General features: G+C 44.6%; 22 protein-coding genes. 12 read left to right on the top strand and 10 right to left on the bottom strand.

Annotated features, from left to right (window positions below; all coding sequences use genetic code 11):
• The first annotated feature begins 9 nt into the window (after positions 1 to 9).
• The 10 genes from fabD to EQU24_RS10335 all read left to right on the top strand — a co-directional run bounded on the left by fabD (position 10) and on the right by EQU24_RS10335 (position 8,433).
• The gene (fabD, locus tag EQU24_RS10380; RefSeq protein ID WP_017839572.1) at positions 10 to 960 is read left to right on the top strand and encodes an ACP S-malonyltransferase; all 951 of its coding nucleotides are present in this window, start codon (positions 10 to 12) and stop codon (positions 958 to 960) included.
• Positions 953 to 1,681 carry a 3-oxoacyl-ACP reductase FabG gene (fabG, locus tag EQU24_RS10375; RefSeq protein WP_017839573.1) on the top strand — a complete coding sequence of 243 codons (729 nt, stop codon included), beginning with the start codon at positions 953 to 955 and terminating at the stop codon, positions 1,679 to 1,681. Before fabD ends, fabG begins: the two co-directional genes overlap by 8 nt.
• Positions 1,682 to 1,822: 141 nt before the next feature.
• A complete protein-coding gene (gene acpP, locus EQU24_RS10370; protein ID WP_014148504.1) occupies positions 1,823 to 2,053 on the top strand; it encodes an acyl carrier protein in 231 nt (76 codons plus the stop codon).
• Positions 2,054 to 2,282: 229 nt separating this feature from the next.
• Positions 2,283 to 3,527 (top strand): beta-ketoacyl-ACP synthase II, encoded by a 1,245-nt coding sequence (fabF, locus tag EQU24_RS10365; protein ID WP_026130034.1) that lies wholly within the window; start codon positions 2,283 to 2,285, stop codon positions 3,525 to 3,527.
• A gap of 28 nt (positions 3,528 to 3,555) precedes the next feature.
• Entirely contained in the window at positions 3,556 to 4,386 is an 831-nt protein-coding gene (gene pabC, locus EQU24_RS10360; protein WP_026130035.1) for an aminodeoxychorismate lyase, read from the top strand.
• Positions 4,380 to 5,372 (top strand): endolytic transglycosylase MltG, encoded by a 993-nt coding sequence (mltG, locus tag EQU24_RS10355; protein WP_017839577.1) that lies wholly within the window; start codon positions 4,380 to 4,382, stop codon positions 5,370 to 5,372. Before pabC ends, mltG begins: the two co-directional genes overlap by 7 nt.
• A complete protein-coding gene (tmk, locus tag EQU24_RS10350; RefSeq protein ID WP_026130036.1) occupies positions 5,372 to 6,010 on the top strand; it encodes a dTMP kinase in 639 nt (212 codons plus the stop codon). The genes mltG and tmk overlap by 1 nt, the downstream gene beginning before the upstream one ends.
• Positions 5,994 to 6,983, top strand: coding sequence for a DNA polymerase III subunit delta' (locus tag EQU24_RS10345; protein WP_017839579.1), 990 nt, complete (start codon positions 5,994 to 5,996; stop codon positions 6,981 to 6,983). Before tmk ends, EQU24_RS10345 begins: the two co-directional genes overlap by 17 nt.
• A gap of 8 nt (positions 6,984 to 6,991) precedes the next feature.
• On the top strand, positions 6,992 to 7,345 hold the full coding sequence (locus tag EQU24_RS10340; RefSeq protein WP_014148498.1) for a PilZ domain-containing protein: 354 nt from the start codon (positions 6,992 to 6,994) through the stop codon (positions 7,343 to 7,345).
• A 308-nt stretch (positions 7,346 to 7,653) separates the two neighbouring features.
• Entirely contained in the window at positions 7,654 to 8,433 is a 780-nt protein-coding gene (locus EQU24_RS10335) for a TatD family hydrolase (protein WP_026130037.1), read from the top strand.
• A 157-nt stretch (positions 8,434 to 8,590) separates the two neighbouring features.
• Here the strand turns inward: EQU24_RS10335 and EQU24_RS10330 are convergent, their stop codons facing one another.
• The gene (locus tag EQU24_RS10330; protein WP_017839581.1) at positions 8,591 to 9,376 is read right to left on the bottom strand and encodes a methyltransferase domain-containing protein; all 786 of its coding nucleotides are present in this window, start codon (positions 9,374 to 9,376) and stop codon (positions 8,591 to 8,593) included.
• A gap of 86 nt (positions 9,377 to 9,462) precedes the next feature.
• On the opposite strand from EQU24_RS10330, the gene EQU24_RS10325 reads away from it, so the two are divergent.
• Positions 9,463 to 10,194: a PEP-CTERM/exosortase system-associated acyltransferase gene (locus EQU24_RS10325; protein WP_017839582.1), complete on the top strand. Its 732-nt coding sequence runs from the start codon at positions 9,463 to 9,465 to the stop codon at positions 10,192 to 10,194.
• Positions 10,195 to 10,218: 24 nt separating this feature from the next.
• A complete protein-coding gene (locus EQU24_RS10320; protein WP_017839583.1) occupies positions 10,219 to 13,071 on the top strand; it encodes a bifunctional diguanylate cyclase/phosphodiesterase in 2,853 nt (950 codons plus the stop codon).
• A 1-nt stretch (position 13,072) separates the two neighbouring features.
• On the opposite strand, the gene EQU24_RS10315 is transcribed toward EQU24_RS10320, so the two are convergent.
• The 9 genes from EQU24_RS10315 to prfB form a co-directional block, all read right to left on the bottom strand.
• Entirely contained in the window at positions 13,073 to 14,287 is a 1,215-nt protein-coding gene (locus tag EQU24_RS10315; protein ID WP_017839584.1) for a porin family protein, read from the bottom strand.
• Positions 14,288 to 14,301: 14 nt separating this feature from the next.
• Positions 14,302 to 14,760: a substrate-binding domain-containing protein gene (locus EQU24_RS10310; protein ID WP_235726382.1), complete on the bottom strand. Its 459-nt coding sequence runs from the start codon at positions 14,758 to 14,760 to the stop codon at positions 14,302 to 14,304.
• A 543-nt stretch (positions 14,761 to 15,303) separates the two neighbouring features.
• Positions 15,304 to 15,855, bottom strand: coding sequence for a formaldehyde-activating enzyme (fae, locus tag EQU24_RS10305; protein ID WP_017839587.1), 552 nt, complete (start codon positions 15,853 to 15,855; stop codon positions 15,304 to 15,306).
• Between the two features lie 83 nt (positions 15,856 to 15,938).
• Complete coding sequence (locus EQU24_RS10300) at positions 15,939 to 16,349, bottom strand: hypothetical protein (protein ID WP_017839588.1); 411 nt, start codon at positions 16,347 to 16,349, stop codon at positions 15,939 to 15,941.
• A gap of 323 nt (positions 16,350 to 16,672) precedes the next feature.
• Positions 16,673 to 19,993 carry a VanZ family protein gene (locus EQU24_RS10295; protein ID WP_017839589.1) on the bottom strand — a complete coding sequence of 1,107 codons (3,321 nt, stop codon included), beginning with the start codon at positions 19,991 to 19,993 and terminating at the stop codon, positions 16,673 to 16,675.
• A 21-nt stretch (positions 19,994 to 20,014) separates the two neighbouring features.
• On the bottom strand, positions 20,015 to 20,575 hold the full coding sequence (locus EQU24_RS10290; RefSeq protein ID WP_017839590.1) for a Uma2 family endonuclease: 561 nt from the start codon (positions 20,573 to 20,575) through the stop codon (positions 20,015 to 20,017).
• Between the two features lie 31 nt (positions 20,576 to 20,606).
• On the bottom strand, positions 20,607 to 20,801 hold the full coding sequence (locus EQU24_RS10285; protein WP_017839591.1) for a DUF2818 family protein: 195 nt from the start codon (positions 20,799 to 20,801) through the stop codon (positions 20,607 to 20,609).
• A gap of 121 nt (positions 20,802 to 20,922) precedes the next feature.
• Positions 20,923 to 22,419, bottom strand: a complete 1,497-nt coding sequence (gene lysS, locus EQU24_RS10280; RefSeq protein ID WP_017839592.1) for a lysine--tRNA ligase — start codon at positions 22,417 to 22,419, stop codon at positions 20,923 to 20,925.
• 154 nt (positions 22,420 to 22,573) lie between these two features.
• Positions 22,574 to 23,672, bottom strand: a protein-coding gene (gene prfB, locus EQU24_RS10275; protein ID WP_138767145.1) for a peptide chain release factor 2 whose coding sequence is annotated in 2 segments (ribosomal slippage) — positions 22,574 to 23,596 and positions 23,598 to 23,672 — 1,098 coding nt in all. Because the reading frame shifts where the segments join, the coding sequence is not laid out codon by codon here.
• Positions 23,673 to 23,698: the final 26 nt, after the last annotated feature.

Here is a 23,698-nt window from a genome sequence, read left to right as displayed (position 1 = left end):
AATAAATGAATGACTGAACAAATTTATAATTTGGCTTTTGTCTTTCCGGGGCAAGGTTCCCAGTCGGTAGGCATGTTATCGGCCATGGCGGAAGCCTATCCGGAAATTAAGCAAACCTTTGAGCAGGCTTCCGAGGCGTTGTCTTATGACTTATGGGCGATCGTTGAAGCCGGTCCTTTAGAAAAATTAAATCAAACGGCAATAACTCAACCGGCTATGTTAGCTGCCGGCTACGCTGTTTGGAAAATCTGGAACAAGCAGTGTCCTGTCCAACCCGGTTGGGTGGCAGGACATAGTTTGGGAGAATATACCGCATTGGTTTGCTCCGGTGCGATGGCTTATGAGGATGCAATCAAGCTAGTCTCCGAAAGGGGTCGCCTGATGCAGGAGGCAGTTCCGGCAGGACAGGGCGCCATGGCTGCAATTTTAGGACTGGAAGATCACGAAGTCGTAAAACTATGCAAAGATGCGGCAGAAGGTGGTGTGGTAGCGCCGGCTAACTTTAATGCGCCTGGTCAAGTTGTCATTGCCGGGGATAAAGCAGCGGTCGAGCGCGCAATGGCGAAGGCTAAGGAAGTTGGTGCTAAACGCGCAGTTTTGCTTCCGGTTAGCGTCCCTTCGCATTGCGCGTTAATGCAGTCGGCTGCGGAGCAATTGGGCGACCTCTTACAGCAAACCAGTATCGATTCACCTCGAATCACTCTGATCCATAATGTTGACGTCAGCACCCATAGCGCTCCCGAAGTCATTCGCAATGCGTTAAAGGAGCAATTATTTAAACCGGTGCGTTGGGTAGACGGCGTCAAGTTTATGTCCGACCAAGGTGTTACGGCGTTTGTTGAATGCGGCCCGGGTAAGGTTCTCATTGGCTTGAATAAACGAATTGCCAAGAATGCCGAACATTTAAGCATCTATGATCCTGACTCATTAAATCAAGCCTTGGAGATAGTGAATGGTTAAAAATATAGCATTGGTAACCGGTGCGAGCAGAGGTATCGGTCGTGCAATTGCCGAGCAATTGGCTGCCGACGAGTTTTTTGTAATCGGAACAGCAACAAGCGACCAGGGTGCTGAAGCGATTGCCGCATACTTAGGCGACGCAGGAACAGGCATTAAACTCAATGTCGCCGATCCTGACTCGATTGATACGGTAATTAAAACCATTAATGACAATTTTGGGACGCCAAACGTTCTCGTCAATAATGCAGGTATTACCCGTGATAACTTACTGATGCGTATGAAAGATGACGAATGGGATGAGATTATTGCTACGAATCTTTCATCCGTTTTTCGCATGAGTAAAGCCGTTTTACGCGGCATGATGAAAGCTAAAACCGGTAGAATAATCAATATTTCCTCGGTAGTCGGTGCGACCGGCAATGCCGGCCAAGCCAATTATGCCGCCGCTAAAGCCGGCATCGTGGGTTTTTCCAAGTCGCTGGCCAAGGAGGTCGGTTCGCGCGGCATTACCGTGAATACTGTTGCTCCAGGGTTTATCGATACCGACATGACCCGTGAACTGGCCGAAGAGCATAAGCAGGCACTTTTAAGCTCAATACCATTAGGTCGATTGGGCGATGCTAAAGAAATTGCCTATGCCGTTTCTTATTTAGCATCGGAGCGTGCCGCGTATATCACTGGAGAAACGCTGCATGTAAACGGCGGCATGTTCATGGCATAATATTGTGATATTTTTATAATATAAAGTATAATTCCCCCGCCGTCTGGAATGAGATGACGGGATTTCTAAGTAAAACAAATAACTATACTATTGTAAGTATTATGATTTAAAAATAATCTTACATTGTTGAGGATAATAATTATGAGTAATGTTGAAGAAAGAGTAAAAAAGATTGTCGCTGAGCAATTAGGTGTTAAAGAAGATATCGCTAACGATGCTTCTTTTGTCGATGATCTTGGTGCAGACTCTTTGGATACCGTTGAACTCGTCATGGCCCTTGAAGAAGAATTCGAATGTGAAATTCCGGACGACGAAGCCGAAAAAATCACTACTGTTCAACAAGCGATCGATTACGTCGAAAAAAACGCATAAAAACTGCTTATATTTCGAACGGTCATGTTCTCGGCGATTAATGCATGATAATTTTGTTCGACGCATACACGGAAGTAAGCAGCAAACTGAGGTGTCAGCGTTATAGAACAAAAGAGCGCGCCAAACCACCGAAAATATAACCGTTCGAAGTATGTAAGTGGATGCTGTTAATATCCACTTATGCATGCCTAAATATCCCCTCTTTAAAATTAACTTCGGGTATAAAACATTGAGCACACGCCGAGTTGTAATAACTGGACTAGGCGCGGTTACGCCTTTAGCTAACACAGTTTCGGAAACCTGGGACGGAATCGTCAATGGTAAAAGCGGTATTTCCGCCATTGATTCCTTCGATATTTCTGCCTTTGCCACGACTTTCGGTGGCGTAATAAGAAACTTCGATATCTCTCAATACATTCCTGAAAAAGACGCAAAACGCATGGACGGTTTTATCCATTACGGGTTAGCCGCAGGATGCCAAGCGTTCGAGGATTCCGGCATCGAGGTTAATGATAATAATGCCGAAAGAATCGGTGTGGCAATCGGTTCGGGAATAGGCGGAATAACAGGTATTGAAGACTGTTACGCGGTATATGATAAAAGTGGGCCGAGGCGTATTTCGCCGTTTTTTGTGCCCGGCAATATTATCAATATGATTTCCGGTAATTTATCGATTAAATATGGCTTAAAAGGACCTAATTTTGCGATTGTTACCGCCTGTTCAACCGGCACACATAACATTGGCGATGCCGCTAGACTGATCAAATACGGTGATGTCGACGTAATGATCGCCGGAGGTGCCGAGCGTTGCACCACTTCACCGACCGCGATGGGCGGGTTTGCGTCAGCGAAAGCCTTATCGAGAAGAAACGATGATCCGCAACGTGCGAGTCGCCCATGGGATCGTGATCGTGACGGCTTTGTGTTAAGCGACGGTGCCGGTGTTGTTGTTCTGGAAGAGTTGGAACATGCCAAAGCACGCGGTGCGAAAATCTATGCTGAACTGGTGGGTTACGGCATGAGCGGAGACGCTTATCACATGACTTCACCTTCGCCAGGCGGAGAAGGCGCTGCTCGATGCATGAAAAATGCATTACGCGATGCCGGTTTGAATCCTGAAGACGTCGACTATATCAATGCGCATGGTACTTCTACGCCCGCCGGCGATCTCGGTGAAACACAGGCGATGAAATCCGCGTTAGGCGATCATGCCTATAAGGTTGCAGTCAGTTCAACCAAATCAATGATAGGGCACCTCTTGGGTGCTGCAGGCGGCATCGAAGCGGTACTGACAGCCTTGAGTCTCAAAAATCAAATAGCGCCGCCAACTATTAACTTAGAAAACCAAGATCCCGAATGCGATTTAGACTATGTGCCTAATGTTGCTCGGGATATGTCGATGAATGTCGCTTTGTCGAATTCTTTCGGCTTTGGCGGAACTAACGGTACGTTGATTTTTAAGCGATTCGAATAATTATCTCGATACCATAGGCGAGGCTCCGGTGTCTTTAATCAATGGTGCGATGGGGAGCACCATCGATGTTTCGGATCGCGGATTTCAATATGGCGACGGTTTATTTGAAACGATTGAAATCAATAAAGGCCGGCTGGTTTTTTTCGACAGACATATCCGCAGACTAAAGGAAGGTTGCCGGCGTTTACAGATCCCTTTAGAAGATACCGAAAATTTAGTCGCGGAAGCCGAGAGTGCAGCTAAAGATGTCGTCCGGGGCGTGTTAAAAATTATCGTAACGCGCGGAACGGGTGGGCGAGGTTATCGACAACCGGACAGAATCGAACCGACTCGAGTTATTAGCGTTTATCCATTTCCTGATTATCCCGACAATTATACTCGCAATGGCATTACTGCCAGGGTTTGTTCTACCCGTTTAGGACTAAATCCGGCACTTGCCGGCATTAAACATCTCAATCGCCTCGAACAGATTTTAGCTCGCGCCGAATGGAACGATGCTAACATTCATGAAGGTTTGATGCTCGATGCCGATGGGAACGTTATAGAAGGAACGATGACTAATTTATTTTATGTCATTAACCGACAACTCCATACCTCCGAGATTATTAGCTCCGGCGTAGCCGGCATTATGCGCGAAATTATCTTGGAACTCGCAGAATCAAATGCGTTAGTCTTGTCGAAACGTTATTTCAGTATCGGCGAATTATTAAACGCGGATGAAATATTTGTTTGTAATTCGATCATCGGTTTATGGCCGATCACCCAAATTGATGGCAAGCCATTTGCTGTCGGCCCTGTAACCCGCGAAATAACGGACTGGCTAGAACAATACAAGAAAAAATGGCTCCAAGCATGCTGAATAAACTCGTGGGTATTTCGATTGTATTAACCAGCTTTTTACTCGGCTGGCTATGGATCGATTACCAGCACTTCGTGGCTACGCCTTTAGCCGACAAGCCGGTTTATATTGAAATCAACAAAGGCGATTCGTTCGGACGTATTACTGAAAAACTTAAGGAACAAGAATTAGCGGTTAAACCGATATGGTTAAAATTATTAGCCCTGCAAACACAATCCGCAGGTCGTTTAAAAGCCGGAGACTATGAAATCGCTCAAGGCGCTACCGCTTTTGATATTCTTTCGTTATTCGCATCCGGAAAAAGCAGGCAATATGCCATTACCTTTCCGGAAGGGTGGAATTTCAATCAGTTTCTTGAGCAGATCAATAACCATCCTAATATTCAAAAAACACTAGATAAATCGGATAGCGAATCCTTACTCAGTTATTTAAATTCCGATTACGCTCATCCCGAAGGCCTTTTTTTTCCCGATACGTATTTCTTTGACAAAAACACGACCGATCTGGCTTTATTAAAAAGGGCCCACGATCGCATGCTGAGTATCCTGGATCAGGAGTGGCAGCAAAAACAGGATAATCTTCCGTTTGAGTCTCCATATCAAGCATTGATACTGGCATCGATTGTCGAAAAAGAAACGAGCGTTCCCGAGGAACGTCCGATCATTGCCGGCGTATTTATTCGCAGGCTTGAAAAAGGCATGTTACTGCAAACCGATCCAACCGTTATTTACGGCATGGGCGAGGATTATCAAGGCAATATTCGCAAAAAAGACCTGTTGACGCATACTCCATACAATACCTATGTCATTAGCGGGTTACCGCCGACGCCGATCGCGATGCCCGGAAAAGCCTCGATACATGCGGTTCTTCATCCTGAGGCAGGGGAGAGCCTCTATTTTGTTTCTAAGGGAGATGGCACGCATGCTTTTTCCGCCAATCTTGACGAACACAACAAGGCTGTAACCACTTATCAATTAAAACAATGATGATTAAAGGAAAATTCATAACGCTTGAAGGTGGAGAAGGGGTCGGTAAAACCACCAATATGAGTTTTTTAAAGGATTATCTCAGCTTACACGGAATTCCAGTGATTCTCACTCGTGAGCCCGGAGGGACCCGACTCGCTGAACATATTCGAACCTTACTATTAGAGTCATCCGACGAAGTCTTCACCGATCAAGCGGAATTGTTATTGTTGTTCGCAGCCCGCGCTCAACATCTCAAACAGGTAATCGAGCCGGCCTTACATGCCGGTTCCTGGGTAATATGCGACCGCTTTACCGATGCAACCTACGCCTATCAGGGCGGGGGGCGCAATATGAGCGCTCAAGCGATTCAGTGGCTGGAAAATTTCGTTCAAGGCAATCTACGGCCTGATTTAACCTTTTTATTCGATGCGCCGGTCGAAATAGGGCTCAAGCGCGCTCGTCATCGCAGTTCGTTAGACCGCATCGAATCCGAGACGTTAGCTTTTTTCGAACAAGTCAGGCGTGCTTATTTATTGCAGGCTAAATTGCAACCAGAACGTATCAAAGTTATTAAATCCGACCAAGCACTTATCGATGTACAAAGCGAAATAACACGTTTTTTGCACCCGTTTGTTTTTAATGACCATCACTCCTGATCTATTGCCTTGGCAGGAAGCGGACTGGCAGCATCTTGTCCGCTACATCACCGGTCAACGCATACCTCAAGCCGTATTGTTTGCCGGAAATAAAGGCATAGGCAAAAGCCGGTTGGCGGAGCGTTTCGCACATTCCTTGCTTTGCTCTCAAACAGATACTAACGGACTACCTTGCGGGCAATGTCATAGCTGTCAGTTAGTCAACGCACAAACTCATCCTGACTATATCAGATTGAATCCGGAGGAGCCCGGTAAAGCTATCAAGGTCGATCAAATCAGACACATCCTCTCGGTGTTATCATTAAAACCGCAATATGAAGCAAATCGTGTCGTCATAGTTGAACCGGCCGATCAATTAAATATCTCAGCGGTTAATGCTTTTTTGAAATTTCTTGAAGAACCGAGCGAACGAACCGTTCTGTTACTCATCACGGATAAACCAAGCCGACTTCCGGCTACTTTGATGAGTCGATGTCAAAAGGTCTATTTTTCGAAACCCGATCCGGAACGTGTTAAACAGTGGCTGTTCGACCAAGGAATAAAAAAAGATAGTGAATTATTGTTAAGCGTATCGAAAGGCTCGCCCTTGTTGGCCTTGGATTATGCGAGTAACAATACCCTTGAATTACGTCGAAAATGTTTCGATCAATGGCTCGACATCGCCGCTTTGCGCACTCATCCGTATATTGTCTCGGAACAATGGGTTAAACTGGATCCAGCCCTATTGTTGACTTGGATAACGGGATGGGTTACGGATTTAATTAAATGTTGCTTTCATTTACCTGCCGAAAGACTGATTAACCGTGATTTATTCGAAGACTTGCACAAATCCGCGCAAACTTTAGAATTATCTCGTTTGTATAGCGTCTACGATCTTATGCTTACCAGTCGAAACCGCATCGATACCCAACTCAATAAGCAATTATTATTCGATGAGCTATTAATCGAGTGGGCGCAGCTTAACGAAAAATAGGAAAAAGCATGTCTGAATCATCATCGCCCAGACAAGGAATATTATCCTTGTCGATTAAAGATAAAAACGCATTATATGCCGCTTATATGCCCTTCATTACCAATGGCGGATTGTTTATTCCGACAAATCGCGAATACGAAATGGGGCAGGAAGTTTTTATGCTGTTGAATTTAATGGAAGAAACGGAGCGATTGCCGATTGCCGGTAAAATCATTTGGAAAACACCAGCCGGTTCGGAAGGGTATCGTACTACCGGTATCGGCGTTCAGTTCAGCGACCAGGATGGCGGTATGGCACGTAATAAAATAGAAACCTATTTAGCCGGTGCGCTGGAATCGGATCGAGCCACCCATACAATGTGACGGTTTGGTTTTGTCGGGCCTTAGGATTCGGTCATAAATAACTTTCCTATTTTTAATGTTAAGGCAGGCAGGTTCGGAACCGATTGACAGGTGTCGTCGGCAGGGCAGATTTTTGCTACTACAAAATCTGTATTCATGCCATCTTTGGCAATCAGTCGCCGCCTTCAAGCCACGGATGTATTCGCGGTGTTCGGTCAAGCGAGTAACCGAACCCGCTACAAAGCTCATAACTACAGGAAATTATTTTTCACGAAATCCACGTTCCAATTTTTCCAATTAGACTCAATCCATAACATCAGTTTTACCCAATGCTAATCGACTCACACTGCCATTTAGATCGTATCGATCTTACTCCTTATCAAGATGATTTTTCTTGCTTCATGGAAGAAGTATCGAAACAACAAATTGAGCACATGCTGTGCATCAGCATCGATCTTGAAGCTTATCCTTCGATGTGCGAACTAGTAGCTCCTTATCCCCAGATCTCCTTGACGGTCGGCGTGCATCCCAATGCACATGACGGAAAGGAACCGACAACTGATGAATTAATCACGCTCGGCCAAGCCGAAAAAGTCATCGGCATCGGTGAAACCGGATTAGATTATTTTAGAAGTGAAGGGGACTTATCTTGGCAACATCAGCGATTTAGACGGCATATCGCGGCGGCGAAGAGTTTAAACAAGCCGTTAATCGTCCATACGCGAGAGGCTCGAGAAGACACTTTACGTATTTTGCAAGAAGAAGGTGCCGATTCGATCGGCGGTATCATCCATTGTTTTACCGAAGACTGGGAATTTGCGCTTCGTGCGCTCGAGTTGAATTTCTACATTTCTTTTTCTGGAATTGTAACGTTCAATAATGCCAAAGCAATACAAGAAGTAGCGCAAAAAATTCCGGTGGATCGATATTTGATTGAAACCGACTCGCCTTACCTAGCTCCGGTTCCTTTTCGCGGACGGCCTAATTATCCGATTTATGTTCGTCATGTGGCAGAGTTTATAGCAAAATTGAGAAACACAACATTTGAGACGATTGCTCAGCAAAGCAACGAGAATTTCAAGCGGCTTTTCAATTTATATCCATCGTGATAAAAATTCGGCACCGGGTTCGGGGTTGTCCGTCAAAGGACGCAGTACGTTCGTCATGTAAGCTCTATTCCAGCTCCGTGCTGGCGAGCACCCCGGCGCCTCCTAAGGCAATGCTGAAATTTGAAGTGCGAAAGGTATACAATGATACCTCATGTCTTTAACAGGATTTTTCGCCTGAAACTATTACAATATTAACGCAACAATAAAAACAATTGTTATCAGAAAACTTTTTTAGATTTTCGCGCCAATGTTTTAACGTTGACTCTTTGATGCTTTGGCTAGCTAAAGCTTGATCTTCCACACTCTGCTGCATAGAAAGAAAATTAAACAAATTATAATCGGTTAGACAAATTGGCATAACCTCTACAGATGTGTTTGTAAAGCCAGTCTGCTTGAACAAGCGATGTAAATTTCGGCCGGAATATCCATTATTCAGCACCTGAGTGATTCGATAATTCGAAAGAATTTGTTCGGTTTCCGGATGTTCGGTATCAATGGATAAACTGCTCCAATCGGTATCGGCAACCACAACGATACCTCCTCTTTTCGTCACTCTATGCATTTCGAATAATGCCCGCTCGGGATAATTGAGATGCATAAAAAGCCTTTCGCTCCGGCATGCATCAAAATAACGATCTTTGAAGGGTAGTTTGTTTGCAGTCCCTTGTATGAATTCAATTTTTTTATTCCTCAGATTGCTTTCACAACATTGCGCCGCATTTTTCAACATATCGAGATCATGATCAATCCCGATTACCTCTCCAGTGGCCCCTGTCAGTTTAGATAGCGCATTAACATCGATTCCAGGACCGCAACCTACATCAAGTAGAGTAGCGCCAGGAATAATATGCATTCGCTCATAGGTGAGCTGTTTGATAGGCAAGAAAATTTCTGCGGCTTTTTGTAGATATAAACTGTTCACTACCCCATGAAAACTGTTCATTGATTTACTAGACTCCTGGATAAATAATGGCTTTCAACTATGCTTTAAGTCTAGTCAAAAACTTCAATTAAGACAGGGAGTCATTTATGAATTCCAATTTGAGTTTGATAGATCATTATTCGAAATATTTTTGTACCCAAAAAGCTTTGACGCCGGATTTAAAAAGACAAGCATATAACCTTAGATATCGTGTGTATTATGAGGACCAAAAAATGATATCTGCCGATTCAGTTTCCAATGAACTGGAGTTTGATGAATGGGACAATGATGCGATACATAGTCTTCTGATATTGAAAAAAAATCATCTTCCAATTGGAAATGTAAGGCTCATTATTGTCAATGAGTCGTCTGATATGAAATTGCCTGTTGAGAAGCATTACAAGCATCAGTTCGACTTTTCCAAGCTAGGGTTGACAACACTTAGATCAGGAAAAACCGGGGAGATTTCAAGAATGGCTATTCTGCCATCATTCAGGCGAAGACCGGCCGATATCGATTACTCTGCCAATCAAATCGATAATCAAGTCGATTTGGAAAATAGAAGATATCCTATTAACTATATGCCGATGTGTTTAGCATTTGCAGCAATCGAATTAATGCTGGAGCAAAAACTCGATTATGGAGTAGCGTTAATGGAGCCTCGCTTAGCCAAATTGTTAGTCCGATTTGGGATCGAATTGAAACAGATTGGTCAATCCATTGAATATTTTGGTCTACGTGCGCCATTTTGTATTTTTCCTGAACATTCGTATCAAAATTTATCGCCGGAATATCGAATTCTTTTCGATACCATCAGATCGGAACTAATTCGATCTTAAGCTCGACGCACTTTCATTTACTACATGCGAACTGTTAAAAAAAATAAACAGCCGTCTCTCAGTCTGGTTTGGAAAACAATACTCGCTGTCGGCTTTGCAACCGCATTAGCGTCCGGCGCGATTGTTTTGTTCGGACAATTTTCATTGAACCAGAATTACCAGCAAGAAAGATCTCGTGTTCATCGCTTTTATCGACAAGCATTTAAAGGTATTTTGGAAGGCATCAAGAACGACAGGGTCGATATCGGTTGGTTGATTCCGGCATTTATCGATGACAAAACCAGCCCTAAAAACGCATTGGAGGTCATTAACCATTTTATCGATAACAATTGGTTTAAAATTGAAGTCGAATCGGATATTGAATCGGCATTTCTGTTTAGCTCGGATGAAAAGTTAGTTGGCTCTTGGGGGAACACGCTATATCAAGGGCAGTTTTCAGAATGGTTGGATTATGTAATTACCCACGAATCACCGTTCGATAATATTTTGTGTGAGGAGCGCTGCGTTCATTTTCATGCTACGCCGTTTTTACATCACGGAAGTTTTATAGGCGTATTTATTTTTGGTATCGATCTTGCCGATACTGTTTTAAAGATGAGAGACTTGACCGGTTCCGGGATTAGCATCTTAACGTTACCTCATGAATTTACAAATCCAAAAAAAGAATTACTTTCTATTCAGCCATGGCAAGCAAATATAGTGGCTTTAACGGATTCAGAACGGAATATCGGATTACTTAACGCCTTTAGTCGGCAATACCCCGATGGAATACCCCTTCATCCGGAGATTTTTATATTTGAGAGTAGGACTTATGAAGTAATTCCTTTTCCATTTAACGGAAACAACAACACAATACTTTTGATTATTGAAGATATTAGTCGGGGCTTAGATGAAATCAAAAAAGCAACCGCTCTCTATGCAATTAATGGATTGCTTAGTTTATTGTTGTCAGGTGGAGTATTGTTACTATTATTGATTGGACCGACACAAAAATTAAAAAGACTAATTGTATTATTGCCGTTGATCGCAAAAAAACAATACGACTTAGTGGCTAAATTATTACTTCATTCGAAAAAACACAGTTTCTTTAAAGATGAAATCGATGTTTTAGAGTCTGCCTCACATCAACTGATTTCAACCCTTAAGCAATTGGATGATGAAGTTAATTTACGCACCCAACGCCTTTCCGAGCAGGCTTTGGAACTGCAAATTGAAAAGAATTTTATTGACAATATTCTTAATTCGGCTCAAGTCATTATTATGACGGTCGATAGCGTGGGGCGTATTAAATCGGTCAATCTGTATGCGCAACATTTGCTTCAATATACGGAAGCCGAATTATTAAATACAGATTTTGTCGAATTTATTCCTACTGAAGAACATAGAGGAATGATTGAAAGTTCAATAACACAACTACCGGATAAGCATAACAATACCTTTCAATACGAATGTCCGATTTATTCCGCCGACGGTGCTCAACTCTATATCTCATGGTTTTTATCGCCATTAGTGCTCAAAGAGCTAGGTATCGATGCCGATCCTGAAGTTCTCATTGTCGGGTTGGATTTAACCGATAGACGCAAATCCGAAAAACAATTGACTTGGTTAGCCGAACACGACCCGTTGACAGGTCTATATAACCGCCGAAAATTCGAAAAAGAGTTCGAGCATGCTATCAATATGGCGACTCGCTATCATCATAGTTCTGCTTTGATATTTTTCGATGTCGATCAATTTAAATACGTTAACGATAGCAGCGGCCATCAAGTCGGTGACGAACTACTAGTTAAAGTGGCCGAAAAACTACGAAGCTTCACTCGCGATACCGATGTTATCGCTCGCTTTGGAGGCGATGAATTTATCGTAATGGCTCCTGAAATTAGCCAACAAGCAGCTGAAGATTTAGTGCAAAAAATTTGTACCGGAATGACCTCGGTATCGATAACGGACAACAATCAACAGCACCGGGTCTCGGTTAGTGCAGGCTTGTTAATGTTTCCAGAGCCTAATTGTTCTGCTCAAGACCTTTTGGCTACTGCCGATGTTGCGATGTATAAAGCCAAAGAATCCGGCCGGGGAGGGTGGCGACTCGCAAATAACGAAGATATTCATCGGAGCGAAATCAAAACGAAGGTTAATTGGAAAGCCAAAATTGAACAGGCACTGAACGATCGGCAATTCAAGCTATATTACCAACCGATCATGCATATTCGTAATAAGAGTATATCTCATTACGAATGTCTATTGAGGATGCTTGGAAGCAACGGTGAAATAATTCCGCCAGGTATGTTCATCGAAGTTGCCGAACAAACGGGACTGATTTTTCAACTTGATATGTGCGTTGTCGAACTCGCTTTTATGAAGCAGGTTGAATTGATAGAGCAAGGCGTCGATATTAGGTTGTCAATTAATTTGTCCGGGGAGACACTTTCAAATGTCGATGCATTTTCAAAAATCGATAAATTGCTGCGTTCATATGGGCTCGATGCACATAAATTTATTTTTGAAGTCACCGAAACGCAAGCCGTAACCAACCTACAGTCCGCCCATGAATTTATAAATAAAATAAACAGCATAGGCGGAAGTTTTGCTTTGGACGATTTCGGCGTGGGCTTTTCATCGATGAGCTATTTAAGACAACTGCCGGTTGAATATTTAAAAATAGACGGGTCATTTGTAAAAAATATTAATTCAAGCCTGGATGATCAATTATTTGTCAACGCCATTAACAGTGTAGGTCAAGGAATGGGCTTAAAAACGATTGCCGAATTCGTTGAAAATGACGCTATTTTCGAAAAACTGGCAACACTGGGTGTCGATTATGCCCAAGGTTACGGAATAGGCAAGCCGATGCCGTTTCTTGAATTCCATAAGTAAATTAGAAATCGTAAGACATCATAATAGTATACATGTCCCAATGCTGTGTTGTTCCTTGGGGGTTTTCCAAGTTGGATAGCCAGCCGGTTCCATTAATTCGGTGGTATTCGGCACTAAAATTTAATGCCGGCAATATTTCATAACGTAAACCAAAAGTCCAATCCTGAGCAAACCTAGAATGATTGGTAATTCCGGGTGCGGCTTGCGCGAGTTTCAAACCTTTTCTATCATCCATATCCCAAATTAAGTCGTCATAACGCACTAACGCTTCCAGAGAAGAAGTTAGTCTATAAGTGCCTTGTATATAAAAACTTTGGCCGGTAAATTGAGTATCCGGAATAGCCCCGAAATTTCTTAATTGAGCTCGGCGTATGGCATATTCGCCGGTAAGCGACCATTTTTCGGCATTGTATTGAGCGGATAAAATCAATGGATTGAATCGCCAAGAACCAGGCTGTAAAAGAGCGCCGGAGGACGGTTTATAATCGCCATTAAAGTCGGCATAGGTGACGGCCAACTTGACTAAGCCGTTTTCCCATTCATAACCGGTACGCAATACCCAGGAAATATCGCCTTCCATTTTTCCAGGGTCGGGGCCTACAATAACATTCTTGAAATCAGGATCGTCCAATCGGGGCATAACTACACCGAAATTCAACGAAAAATCGCCATAGTCGGTTCTATGCTCTCCGTAGATATAGCCGCCATCGGCTGATAACGCCAAATTTCTATTGACATCGAAATAAATCGATTGGGGTAACAATATACTAGGCCGAGTCGAAGCAACGTCGCGGGTGTCGTTGTATAAACCCAGCGGAGTAGGGACCCTGCCACCCCTGAGTGTTAATAATGAATTTTCCGACGAATACAAATTATAGCTGGCTAGTCCGTAATCGATTCGGACATTGCTATCGTCTGTTTTACCCGCATCACGCCAAACTACCTGCATGGCGACTTGTAATTCCGGCAAAATTCTATAAGAGGCATTGATACCGAGTTCTCTAAAGTCGGTTGATATCGAGTCGTCAGTTTTACCAAAAAAATTATTATCGGAAGTATGAATAAATCCTTGGGATAAAAAACCGTGAATCTGAAGGTTCTGAGGTAACCAATCGCTTTCGAAGGCTTGAGCGTTTGTAAACAGGCAGCATAAAACTATTACGATTCCGTAGTTATGCAATTTAAAAAAACAGTTTAAAGTCGACGTATGACGCATGACTGGAAAAGGCCTTATTTAATGATCAGGATTTTGATATCTTCAGTGATGTCTTCATCGCTTAAATATCCGATTGCGCCAGGTGTAGATGCGATTTTATCAACCATTTCATCCTTGCTGGCAACGGTAACGGGGGCCTGGCCGGTCCCGCTAAATACCAGCTTGTTCCAGCTTCGACGCATCTGATGTGGAAACACATTTAACACTTGTTTGCAAAATTGCTGATGGAGAGGATTGTTGTCACGCAATACAAAAACAGTGATGGGTGACCCGTCTTGCCATTGACGAAGCCGCATTCTAAAAATAGCACTCAATCCGTTTCGGCTAACAGAGTTTTGCGTTAATGCGCTGTTGACGACAGGGTAAATGCTTGGTGTGGGAGCGGATAAAACCTGCGACATCAAAACAAAGAGCAACACTAAAAATCCAAATTGCTTTCGTCGTAGATTTTTATTCGATTCGTTTGACTTCAAATGGGAAGCGCCTTAGGTCTTAAAGTGAGCTGTAAAAAAGAAATCAAAGTTTAGTTACTATTCTGTGAATATCAAATGATGGAGGGGTTAATTGATAAAGATTATTACAAGCGACAATCCTATATCGCCAATATTTAACATAATATACATTATGCGCTGTAATAGTTCTTCCAGTTTCGGGCTTCTTGGCATCCGGAAAATTACGAGTGTATCCCCAATCATTAATCCGTTTCTAGATTTAAGGTGTCGGACATTGATTTATAATATAGACGTAAATGACACGCGTAAACTCGACCAAAAAAAGCAATGGAGCCTTAAAATTGAGTCTAGAAAATCAAAATTGGTATCAAAAGATAAATTATTGACTGATCTGAAGAAAAACAATTATGAGAATCTAATAATAATTGCCATCGCTTTTCTATGGATCATTATTGAATACTTGCTAAGATTCAGTGATTGATAGTGAAAATTAACCACCAAGAACCCAAATATTCCCTTGGTGGTTAAATACCTTTTATGACGCGAGAACCTAATAGAAACTAACTACCATTGTGACTCGCCGGTTTCCGGATCGTACATCTCATGTGCGATTTTATGGCGGTTCGCAATCAATTCCTCGATGCTTGGCGATTGTGTCATCGCACGCTGAATGGCCAACTTCATTGCTTCGTAATTGGTTCGATATAAATCCTTGCGGTCGAGATCCGAATTAGTTGCGCATTCCGGCGCAATCCAAATCATTGCAATGATGCAAATTTCATTGGCCTGATCGGCCGGGATCACGCCATTGATTACACTGTCCAGTACTGCATCGGCGACTGCCGATTGCACGGGACCGCCGAATAGATTCACATAGTCGGTCGATTTTATCGTGACTTTAGGCACCATAATAGTGGCTGGCCGGACTTGTTGGTTACAGGCTCGTATGGCGAACATACGGGTATGCCCTTCGGTTTGCCCCATCAGGTTAGCAAATGCGTGACCAGCCGGCCCTCGAACGCTACCGATAAGAATTTCAGGCATGGCATCCGTGCCTTGCCCTTCACTGGAAAATACGGTGGCTTCGCCGGTTCTAAACCAAATTGACTCTGACATATAAAATACCTGTTATCGAGAAGGTTAAAAACCGGCATTCTATGCCTGACTTATAGCAATTCGCAACGAAAAAATTGCAATCGTTATCTACGGCCCAATTCGTTGCCGAGCAATGAGCCGGCCGCCGCGCCGATTCCCGATGCAATCGGATCGCCTCTTCCAACTTCATAACCTAACATGCTACCCACGGCGCCGCCTACCAGTCCTTGCGTGGATCTTTGGTCATAGCGGCTATAGCGCGGAGCCGGTACATAAGCGGGTTCCGGTATATAACGAGGCACTGTCTCGTAAACAGTGACTCTTTGCGGATAGTAATGAACCTCTTCGCGATAATAAACGCGTTCGACAGGCCGGTATCGTTTAGCTCTATGCTTCGGTTGGTAATAATGTTTGCTATAACCTTTACCTCGGCCTGGATGATGGTGTCCGCCTGAAGCCAAGGCCGATGTTGAAAAAACCAAACCCGTGATGATTATTGCTATCAATTTCATCATTGTTGAATCTCCTGAAAAAAAGTAACGCGTATAACGGTTAAAGTATCCGTAGCCGTAGTCATAACCGTTAAGCTAAGACCGGGTTACATTTTCCAAGGATTAACTTAATGACGACTTAACGAATTCCGGCAGCAATTCCCAGTTTGAGAAATTTCGCCGTATTCAGGATGCGGGGTATGCCTGTCATGAACGCCGTAAACCCATCCATGGGGCTTGACAGCGGCTCGAACGCCAAGGACGGCGTGAATGCAGATTTTGCAGGAGCAAAAATCTACGCTGCCCCTGACATCCCCGCCAAGCACACCCCGCACCCTTTTTTATCCTCAAATTGGGGATTGCTGGAATTCCGGGGTTCGCTTGCGTAATGGTAATTTTTTGTTTTCGCTCAATGCAAAAAACACGATCAGGAAAAACAATAAACTGAGTCGAGGCGCTTCGAATGGGCTACCAACCGTACCGACAACAACAAATCCCGAAATCGATGAGAGTAAGATCGCTGCATAGTAGTCACCTTTGCTAAGCGCTTTAAGCTGTCGATAACAAACATAAATCAGTAAGATTATAAATGCAGTGGTACCAAACCAGCCTAGATCGAATAATAGATGCACCCAAAAATTGTCGATATTGAGGGCTTGATGATTATCGATCGTAAAAAACCAATAATCGGTACCTTCGGAAAAGTCACCATTGCTAAGCAGATTTTTATCGTTAGAATCAATCAAGCTGATATTATCGATGTCAATGACATTGCCTTGGCTATTATTGTAAACACCCAATTTAACCGGACGTCTCGATAATTCTCCAGCTGTTTTACCCAAACTGGATCCTACATATTTTGTATTTAAGATTTTTTCCGCCCGGCTCCATGTACCCGGCTCGGAATCGATTCGTAAGGTACTCCAGACGCAACGAAACGAATATAATAACGATTTTTCACAGATGGGTAAGGTAATCGCCCCTCGCCCCGACTCCGAACGTAAATCCGCGGACAAACGATATTCAGTGTCGGGCTCTATCGCGACCCGTTGGTCTAAATAAAGCGCCCCACCTGACCCTAAACGCAAATAACGATTTCCGTCATCGCTTTGTATCTTGTAGGTGGCCGGCATACCGATGCCTCTATGCCACCAAAAATAGGTTCTTGGGTAACTGCCAACGCCCATTCCAAATAAGGTTGTCATAACATCGTCATCTCTCATGTCGAGAATAGCTTGCCAATGCTGCAGGCGAACATCCAGGTCTTGATCGATACGCTTGAAGCGCTCTTGTATAAATCCGCCTTGAAAGACCGGAATAGCCATTACCGGAACGAGTAATACCACACTCAACAGCGGTATTGATTTTCTGTTAGTACGCAAATGCTTCGCGTTAACGGCAAATAATAGACTGATCAAAAAAACGATAAACGCTACCGCAAAAGCCAGATAAGGGCCTCGGGAAAAGGTCACCATTAAGACATAAAGGCCGGCAGCAAAAATTCCAAAGCCAGCCATTCCGCCCATCAATCTGCGAGGCGAGTACAGAAACAACATTGCAATAAAAGGTAATGCCAAGACTAGATAGGCATCAATATGCCCACCACCGGTATGCATGGTTGAAAACATTGCGGTGATGCGATAATCGCTTTCGAAATTGAACAAACCGGAAAACAAAAAGCGCTCCCAAATCGAAACGCCAATGACGCCAATCAATCCCAACAACGCTCCGTAACCGAAATACTGTTTTGCCTTTGGGTATTGCTGCAATGTCTGTTTTAACAGCGGTAACAAAAAGAAGGCCCAAATGACCCCCTTGCCTACTCGTAAACTATTATAGCGGCTGTAGTAATTTGAAAAGGCGTTGATATCGATGTCTTGTAGTGGAAATAAGCCTCTGTATACGCTAATTAGATAAATTAATGCAAATAATCCTAAACATAACTTAACTGTTCCGGAAAACTGTCGGCTTGATCGAATGCTCGATTTTTGCCAATAATAAACCGCAAGGGTTGTCATGACGACCAGATCGAACTCGTCAAAAAAGAACCGACCGGTCCAAGGGGCAAAGTCTAGAACCGGTAGCATTGCCGGTAAGAGGAATAGCCAGGCATGAGGATAACGAAACAGTAAAACAGCGTAAGCAATTAATAATGCCGATAGAAATGGTGCGCCGAACGGATAATTCAATAAAGCCCAACCAATAATCAGCGCAAGAATTCCCGAGAATAAGCGCCAACGTTTATCGATTTCTTCCGGTTTGACGGTTGTCGATGATCGAATCGGATTATCTTCCGAAATAGGATTATCGTGATCGTGAAATGCTTCGGCGATCGATAAGCCCCTTCCCTGCTTGATCGTACCGTCAGCAAACCAGCGCATCGCATGATTCAGCAATTCATAGACCAATGCCGCCGAAGCAAATGCGATCAAAACATCGGTCGGATCGGGATGCTTAGGTGCTAAAAACAACTTGCCGGTTTCTATCAATGTGGCAAAAACAGCGGCAGTTAATCCGACTAAACACCAGTGAAAGCGATCGGGTTTGGAGTCTGCATAGTTCCATAACCAAAAAGCCAAGCCAATCGGAAAATACATGCCGATGTTGCTGAGCAAGCTCACCATGGCCAAGGATTCGGTCGTGTAATAGAAATAGTAAAACGGTAAAAACCGAATCGTTTCGAGTTTTTCAAACGCCTTTTCAAGACCGATCCAATTCCCGCCTGTCCAGCCGTTCAGCGCGGCTACCAAAAAGACATGGACTGGCAGAAGCGTTAACATCGTGGGCTTTAACCAAGCGATCCAATAGTCTTTGTCATGTTTAGAAAAAAAGGCAAACACGACCGCGCCTAGCCCCAGGCCTGTCATGCGCGTCAGAACCGAAATACCTTGCGACACACCAGACGCCAGAAATAATTGACCGGTTTCGACAAACAATCCGATAAAAAAACCGGTCAAGATGCAAACCAGTTTGGGGTGAGAAATATAAGGCAATAAACAGAGTAAAACTCCTAACGGAATCAATACGACTATTTCTGCCCCGAGTTTGACTAAACAGCGAATACCATCGGCGCGACAGGTATCGATGGACATAAAAAGACTGTGACTTCTGGAAGTCAGCCGAGTGTCAAGCTCTTGATGGGAAATAACAAAATCGAACGGAAAAAAACTTAAGGCAAAATAGAAGGCGATATAGAAAATAATTGCCGCTTTGATCGATAGAAAATTACCAAGCGAAAGATGACGGGATAAACGTCGAAAATAATCGCCTGAAAATAACCAAAGTCCTACGCCCATGGCCGAGCCCATGGCCTCGGCGATCAAATCATTGATTGAAACGGTACGGGGAGGGAAAAATAACTGAGCAAATTCGACCGAAACAGCCAAAACCCAACAAAACAGCAAAACCGGCACAGCAACCAGTAGTCTGGTGTATCCGCGAAATTGGCCGCCAAAACCAGCTGCCCACAAGTAAGCCAGCGGTATGTAAAGCAAAATATTCGCAACCCAGTCCGCACGCGATTCTATGCCCAGATTGAGATAACGAATATTTCGGAACTTTTCCAGCGCAACGTCGAAAGGCATTGGTCGGTAATCGAGCGGAACCAAGCTGCCATAAACGACAAACAAAGTGTATAGCGTTGCGCCGATAAGAAGTTTTTTATTCATACGAAAGCCCGCGAGTGACCATCAAGGAGCCCACAAGTCCGCCAGGGCCAGTTCAACTGCATCAAAAGGCGGCGCCTTGACTGTATCGTCATTTTGCCAGGTATGCTCAAGCAACCAATGTCCTTCCAGCAAACGATAGATTTCAAGGGTTTTTGGCCCCGGATCGACCAGCCAAAGCCACGAGACCTCGCATGCCGCATAAGTCGGCATCTTGACGGCGCGATCGATGCGCGAAGTGCCGGGCGAAATCACTTCGCAAATCCAGTCGGGAGCAATACTGAAATAAGCCTCTTCGGGTAGTTGCGGCATGCGTTCTCGCCGCCAACCGGCTAAATCCGGAACCAGAATATTTCGACCCAAATGCAATTCTGGTTCGAACAATATCCACCAGCCGCCAGGCCCTCCTCTACCTCGATGATAAGGACTGATATACTGGTCGCTGATCACCGAAGCGGCCAATGCATGCCTCGGCGCCGGACGCGGTTGAGTCATTAACTGCCCGTTAATGATTTCGCCGATGATATGTTCGGGCAGATCGAACAAGTCTTCGTAAGTCGCCTCGCGTAAAGCCGGTTGATTCATGATGGACTCCTCGGTCTAACCGTTTTGTCTATTACATTTCCTTTTTGCTCGATAAAGTCCTTTTCAAGTCGTAATGATAAATGAAACCAGGCAGCGCGAATACAACGAATAGCGACAAGGTCGTCTCATAAAACTCCCAGTCTTGACGATGTATCACGCCGTTTTGACGATATTCCAAAAAGACAGCGAGCAAACCGATTAATCCATACAGAATCAGCCATTCCAACCAGCGCCACCAGGCATTTTTCCGGATAGGAAAACGCCCAGAAAACGTTCGTTAAGCCACGGTAGATTGGCTTAGACAAACGCAGCGATTAGCATAAACACATAGGCACTGGATTACATGCTTAGTTCTTAGGCCGAAGATGCGGGAACAACAATACATCTCGAATCGACGGCGCGTCGGTAAACAGCATCACCAGACGATCGATACCTATGCCCTCGCCCGCCGTCGGCGGCATGCCGTGTTCCAATGCCGTGACATAGTCGGCATCGTAATGCATCGCTTCGTCGTCGCCGGCTTCTTTTTCCTCGACTTGTTTGCGGAAGCGTTCGGCCTGATCCTCGGCGTCGTTCAACTCGGTGAAACCGTTCGCGATTTCTCTGCCGCCGACAAAAAACTCGAAACGGTCGGTCACATGCGGGTCGTCATCGTTACGTCTGGCCAATGGCGATACTTCAACCGGATACGCAGTAATAAAGGTCGGATTCATCAACCTGTGTTCGACGGTTTTTTCGAATATCTCGATCTGAATCTTTCCGAGACCGTAACTGTCCTTGATCGGGATTTTCAAATTTTCGGCCACCTTCTCCGCCGCTTCGCGCGTCGCCAAATCGTCGGCCGTCAAACCCGAATTGAAATGCAAAATCGATTCGACCACGGTCATGCGATCGAACGGTTTGCCGAAGTCGTATTGTTCGCCTTGGTAAGTAATTAGCGTTTGGCCGAGCACTTCGAGCGCGATGCCGCGTACCATTTCTTCGGTCAAATCCATCAAATCGTGATACTCGGCATAGGCCTGATAGAATTCGAGCATCGTAAATTCCGGATTGTGCCGTGTCGACAGGCCTTCGTTACGAAAATTGCGATTAATTTCGAAGACACGTTCGAAACCGCCGACGATCAGCCGTTTCAGATACAATTCCGGTGCAATCCGTAAAAACAGCTCCATGTCCAAGGCATTGTGATGCGTCTTAAACGGACGCGCGGTCGCACCGCCGGGAATCGCCTGCATCATTGGCGTTTCGACCTCGAGAAATTGTCTCGCTACCAAGAAATCTCGAATGTACGTGACGATTTTCGAACGGATCAGGAAAGTCTTACGCGATTGCTCGCTCATGATCAAATCCAAATAACGCTGGCGATATTTGATTTCCTGATCGGCGATGCCGTGAAATTTTTCAGGCAACGGCCTAAGCGCTTTGGTCAATAAACGAATATCGTCGACCTTGATGCTCAATTCGCCGACATTGGTCTTGAACAACACTCCCTCGGCACCGATGATGTCGCCGATGTCCCATTTCTTGAACTGCTCGTTATAAAAGCCTTCCGGCAGATGGTCGCGCGCGACATAAAGCTGCATTTGGCCCGACATGTCTTGAATATGACAGAAACTCGCCTTGCCCATGATACGGCGAGTCATCATGCGTCCGGCGACCTTGACGCGAATAGGTTCGGCTTCGAGTTCTTCTTTCGACTTTTCGCCGTATTCGGCCAGCAATTCGCCGACCACGACATTGCGCCTAAAGTCGGTCGGGAAAGCTATCCCGCGTTCGCGGATTTCAGTTAATTTACCGCGGCGTTGTCTAATTTGTTCTTGTTCGTCTTGCAAAAGTTCGGACATGATTTTATGGTCTTATATAAGATTTTAAATTTTAAAAAAGTCGGTATTAAGTAAGGGGATACTCGGGGGGCACCAATGGAGAGAGCCACTTTCTTTTTGATTGCATCTCTCCTTAATATGGTGAATTTCTCGATGTGAGTTTTAGTCTTTAAACTTATAGCCCGCTTTTTAAACTCGCTTCGATAAATTGATCCAGATCACCGTCAAGTACTGCTTGAGTATTGCCGGTTTCGACGTTCGTACGCAAATCCTTGATGCGCGATTGATCCAAGACATAAGATCGAATTTGACTGCCCCAGCCGATATCGGATTTGGAATCTTCGAGCGCCTGCTGTTGTTCGCTGCGTTTCATGATTTCCATTTCATATAACTTGGCCTTGAGCTGTTTCATTGCAGTATCTTTGTTCTTGTGCTGCGAACGGTCGCTTTGACATTGCACGACGATGCCGCTCGGCCCATGCGTAATTCGCACCGCAGACTCGGTCCGATTGACGTGCTGACCGCCCGCCCCGCTGGCTCGATAGACGTCGATGCGCAAATCGGCCGGATTGATTTCGATATCGATATCGTCGTCGATTTCGGGCGATACGAACACCGATGCAAATGAGGTATGACGGCGGTTGCCGGAATCGAAAGGCGATTTTCTAACCAATCGATGCACGCCGGTTTCGGTACGCAGCCAACCGAAGGCGTATTCGCCTTCGAATTTGATCGTTGCGCTTTTGATGCCGGCGACATCGCCGGGCGATTCTTCGATCAGTTCGGTCTTAAAACCTTTCGCTTCGCCCCAGCGCAAATACATGCGCTCGATCATTGATGCCCAATCTTGTGCCTCGGTACCGCCGGAACCAGACTGGATATCGAGAAAGGCATTGTTCGCGTCCATTTCACCGGAGAACATGCGCCGAAACTCCAGTTCGGCGACTTTAGTCTCAAGTTGATCGAGGTCGCTCGCAACCGTATCAACGGTTTCTTCGTCGCCTTCTTCGACCGCCATCATCAGCAGTTCTTCGGCGTCGGCAAGGCCGCTATCCAACTCGTTGATCGTATCGACGACTTTTTCCAGTTCCACCCTTTCCTTGCCCATGGCTTGGGCCTGTTCGGGATTGTTCCAGATTGCGGGATCTTCGAGTTCTTTCAGAACTTCGACCAGGCGCTCGCTTTTGATATCGAAGTCAAAGATACCTCCTAAGCGCGTCGCCGCGGCTTTTGAGGTCGGAGATTTTGTTTTTGATAGGATTAATTTCTTGCATGAATATTTATAATCTAAAGAAACCGA

This window comes from Methylotuvimicrobium buryatense (genome assembly GCF_005931095.1).
GTDB classification, from domain to species: Bacteria; Pseudomonadota; Gammaproteobacteria; order Methylococcales; family Methylomonadaceae; genus Methylotuvimicrobium; species Methylotuvimicrobium buryatense.
The sequence above is the reverse complement of the archived record's forward strand: the minus strand, read 5'-3'. Positions and strand labels throughout refer to the sequence as shown.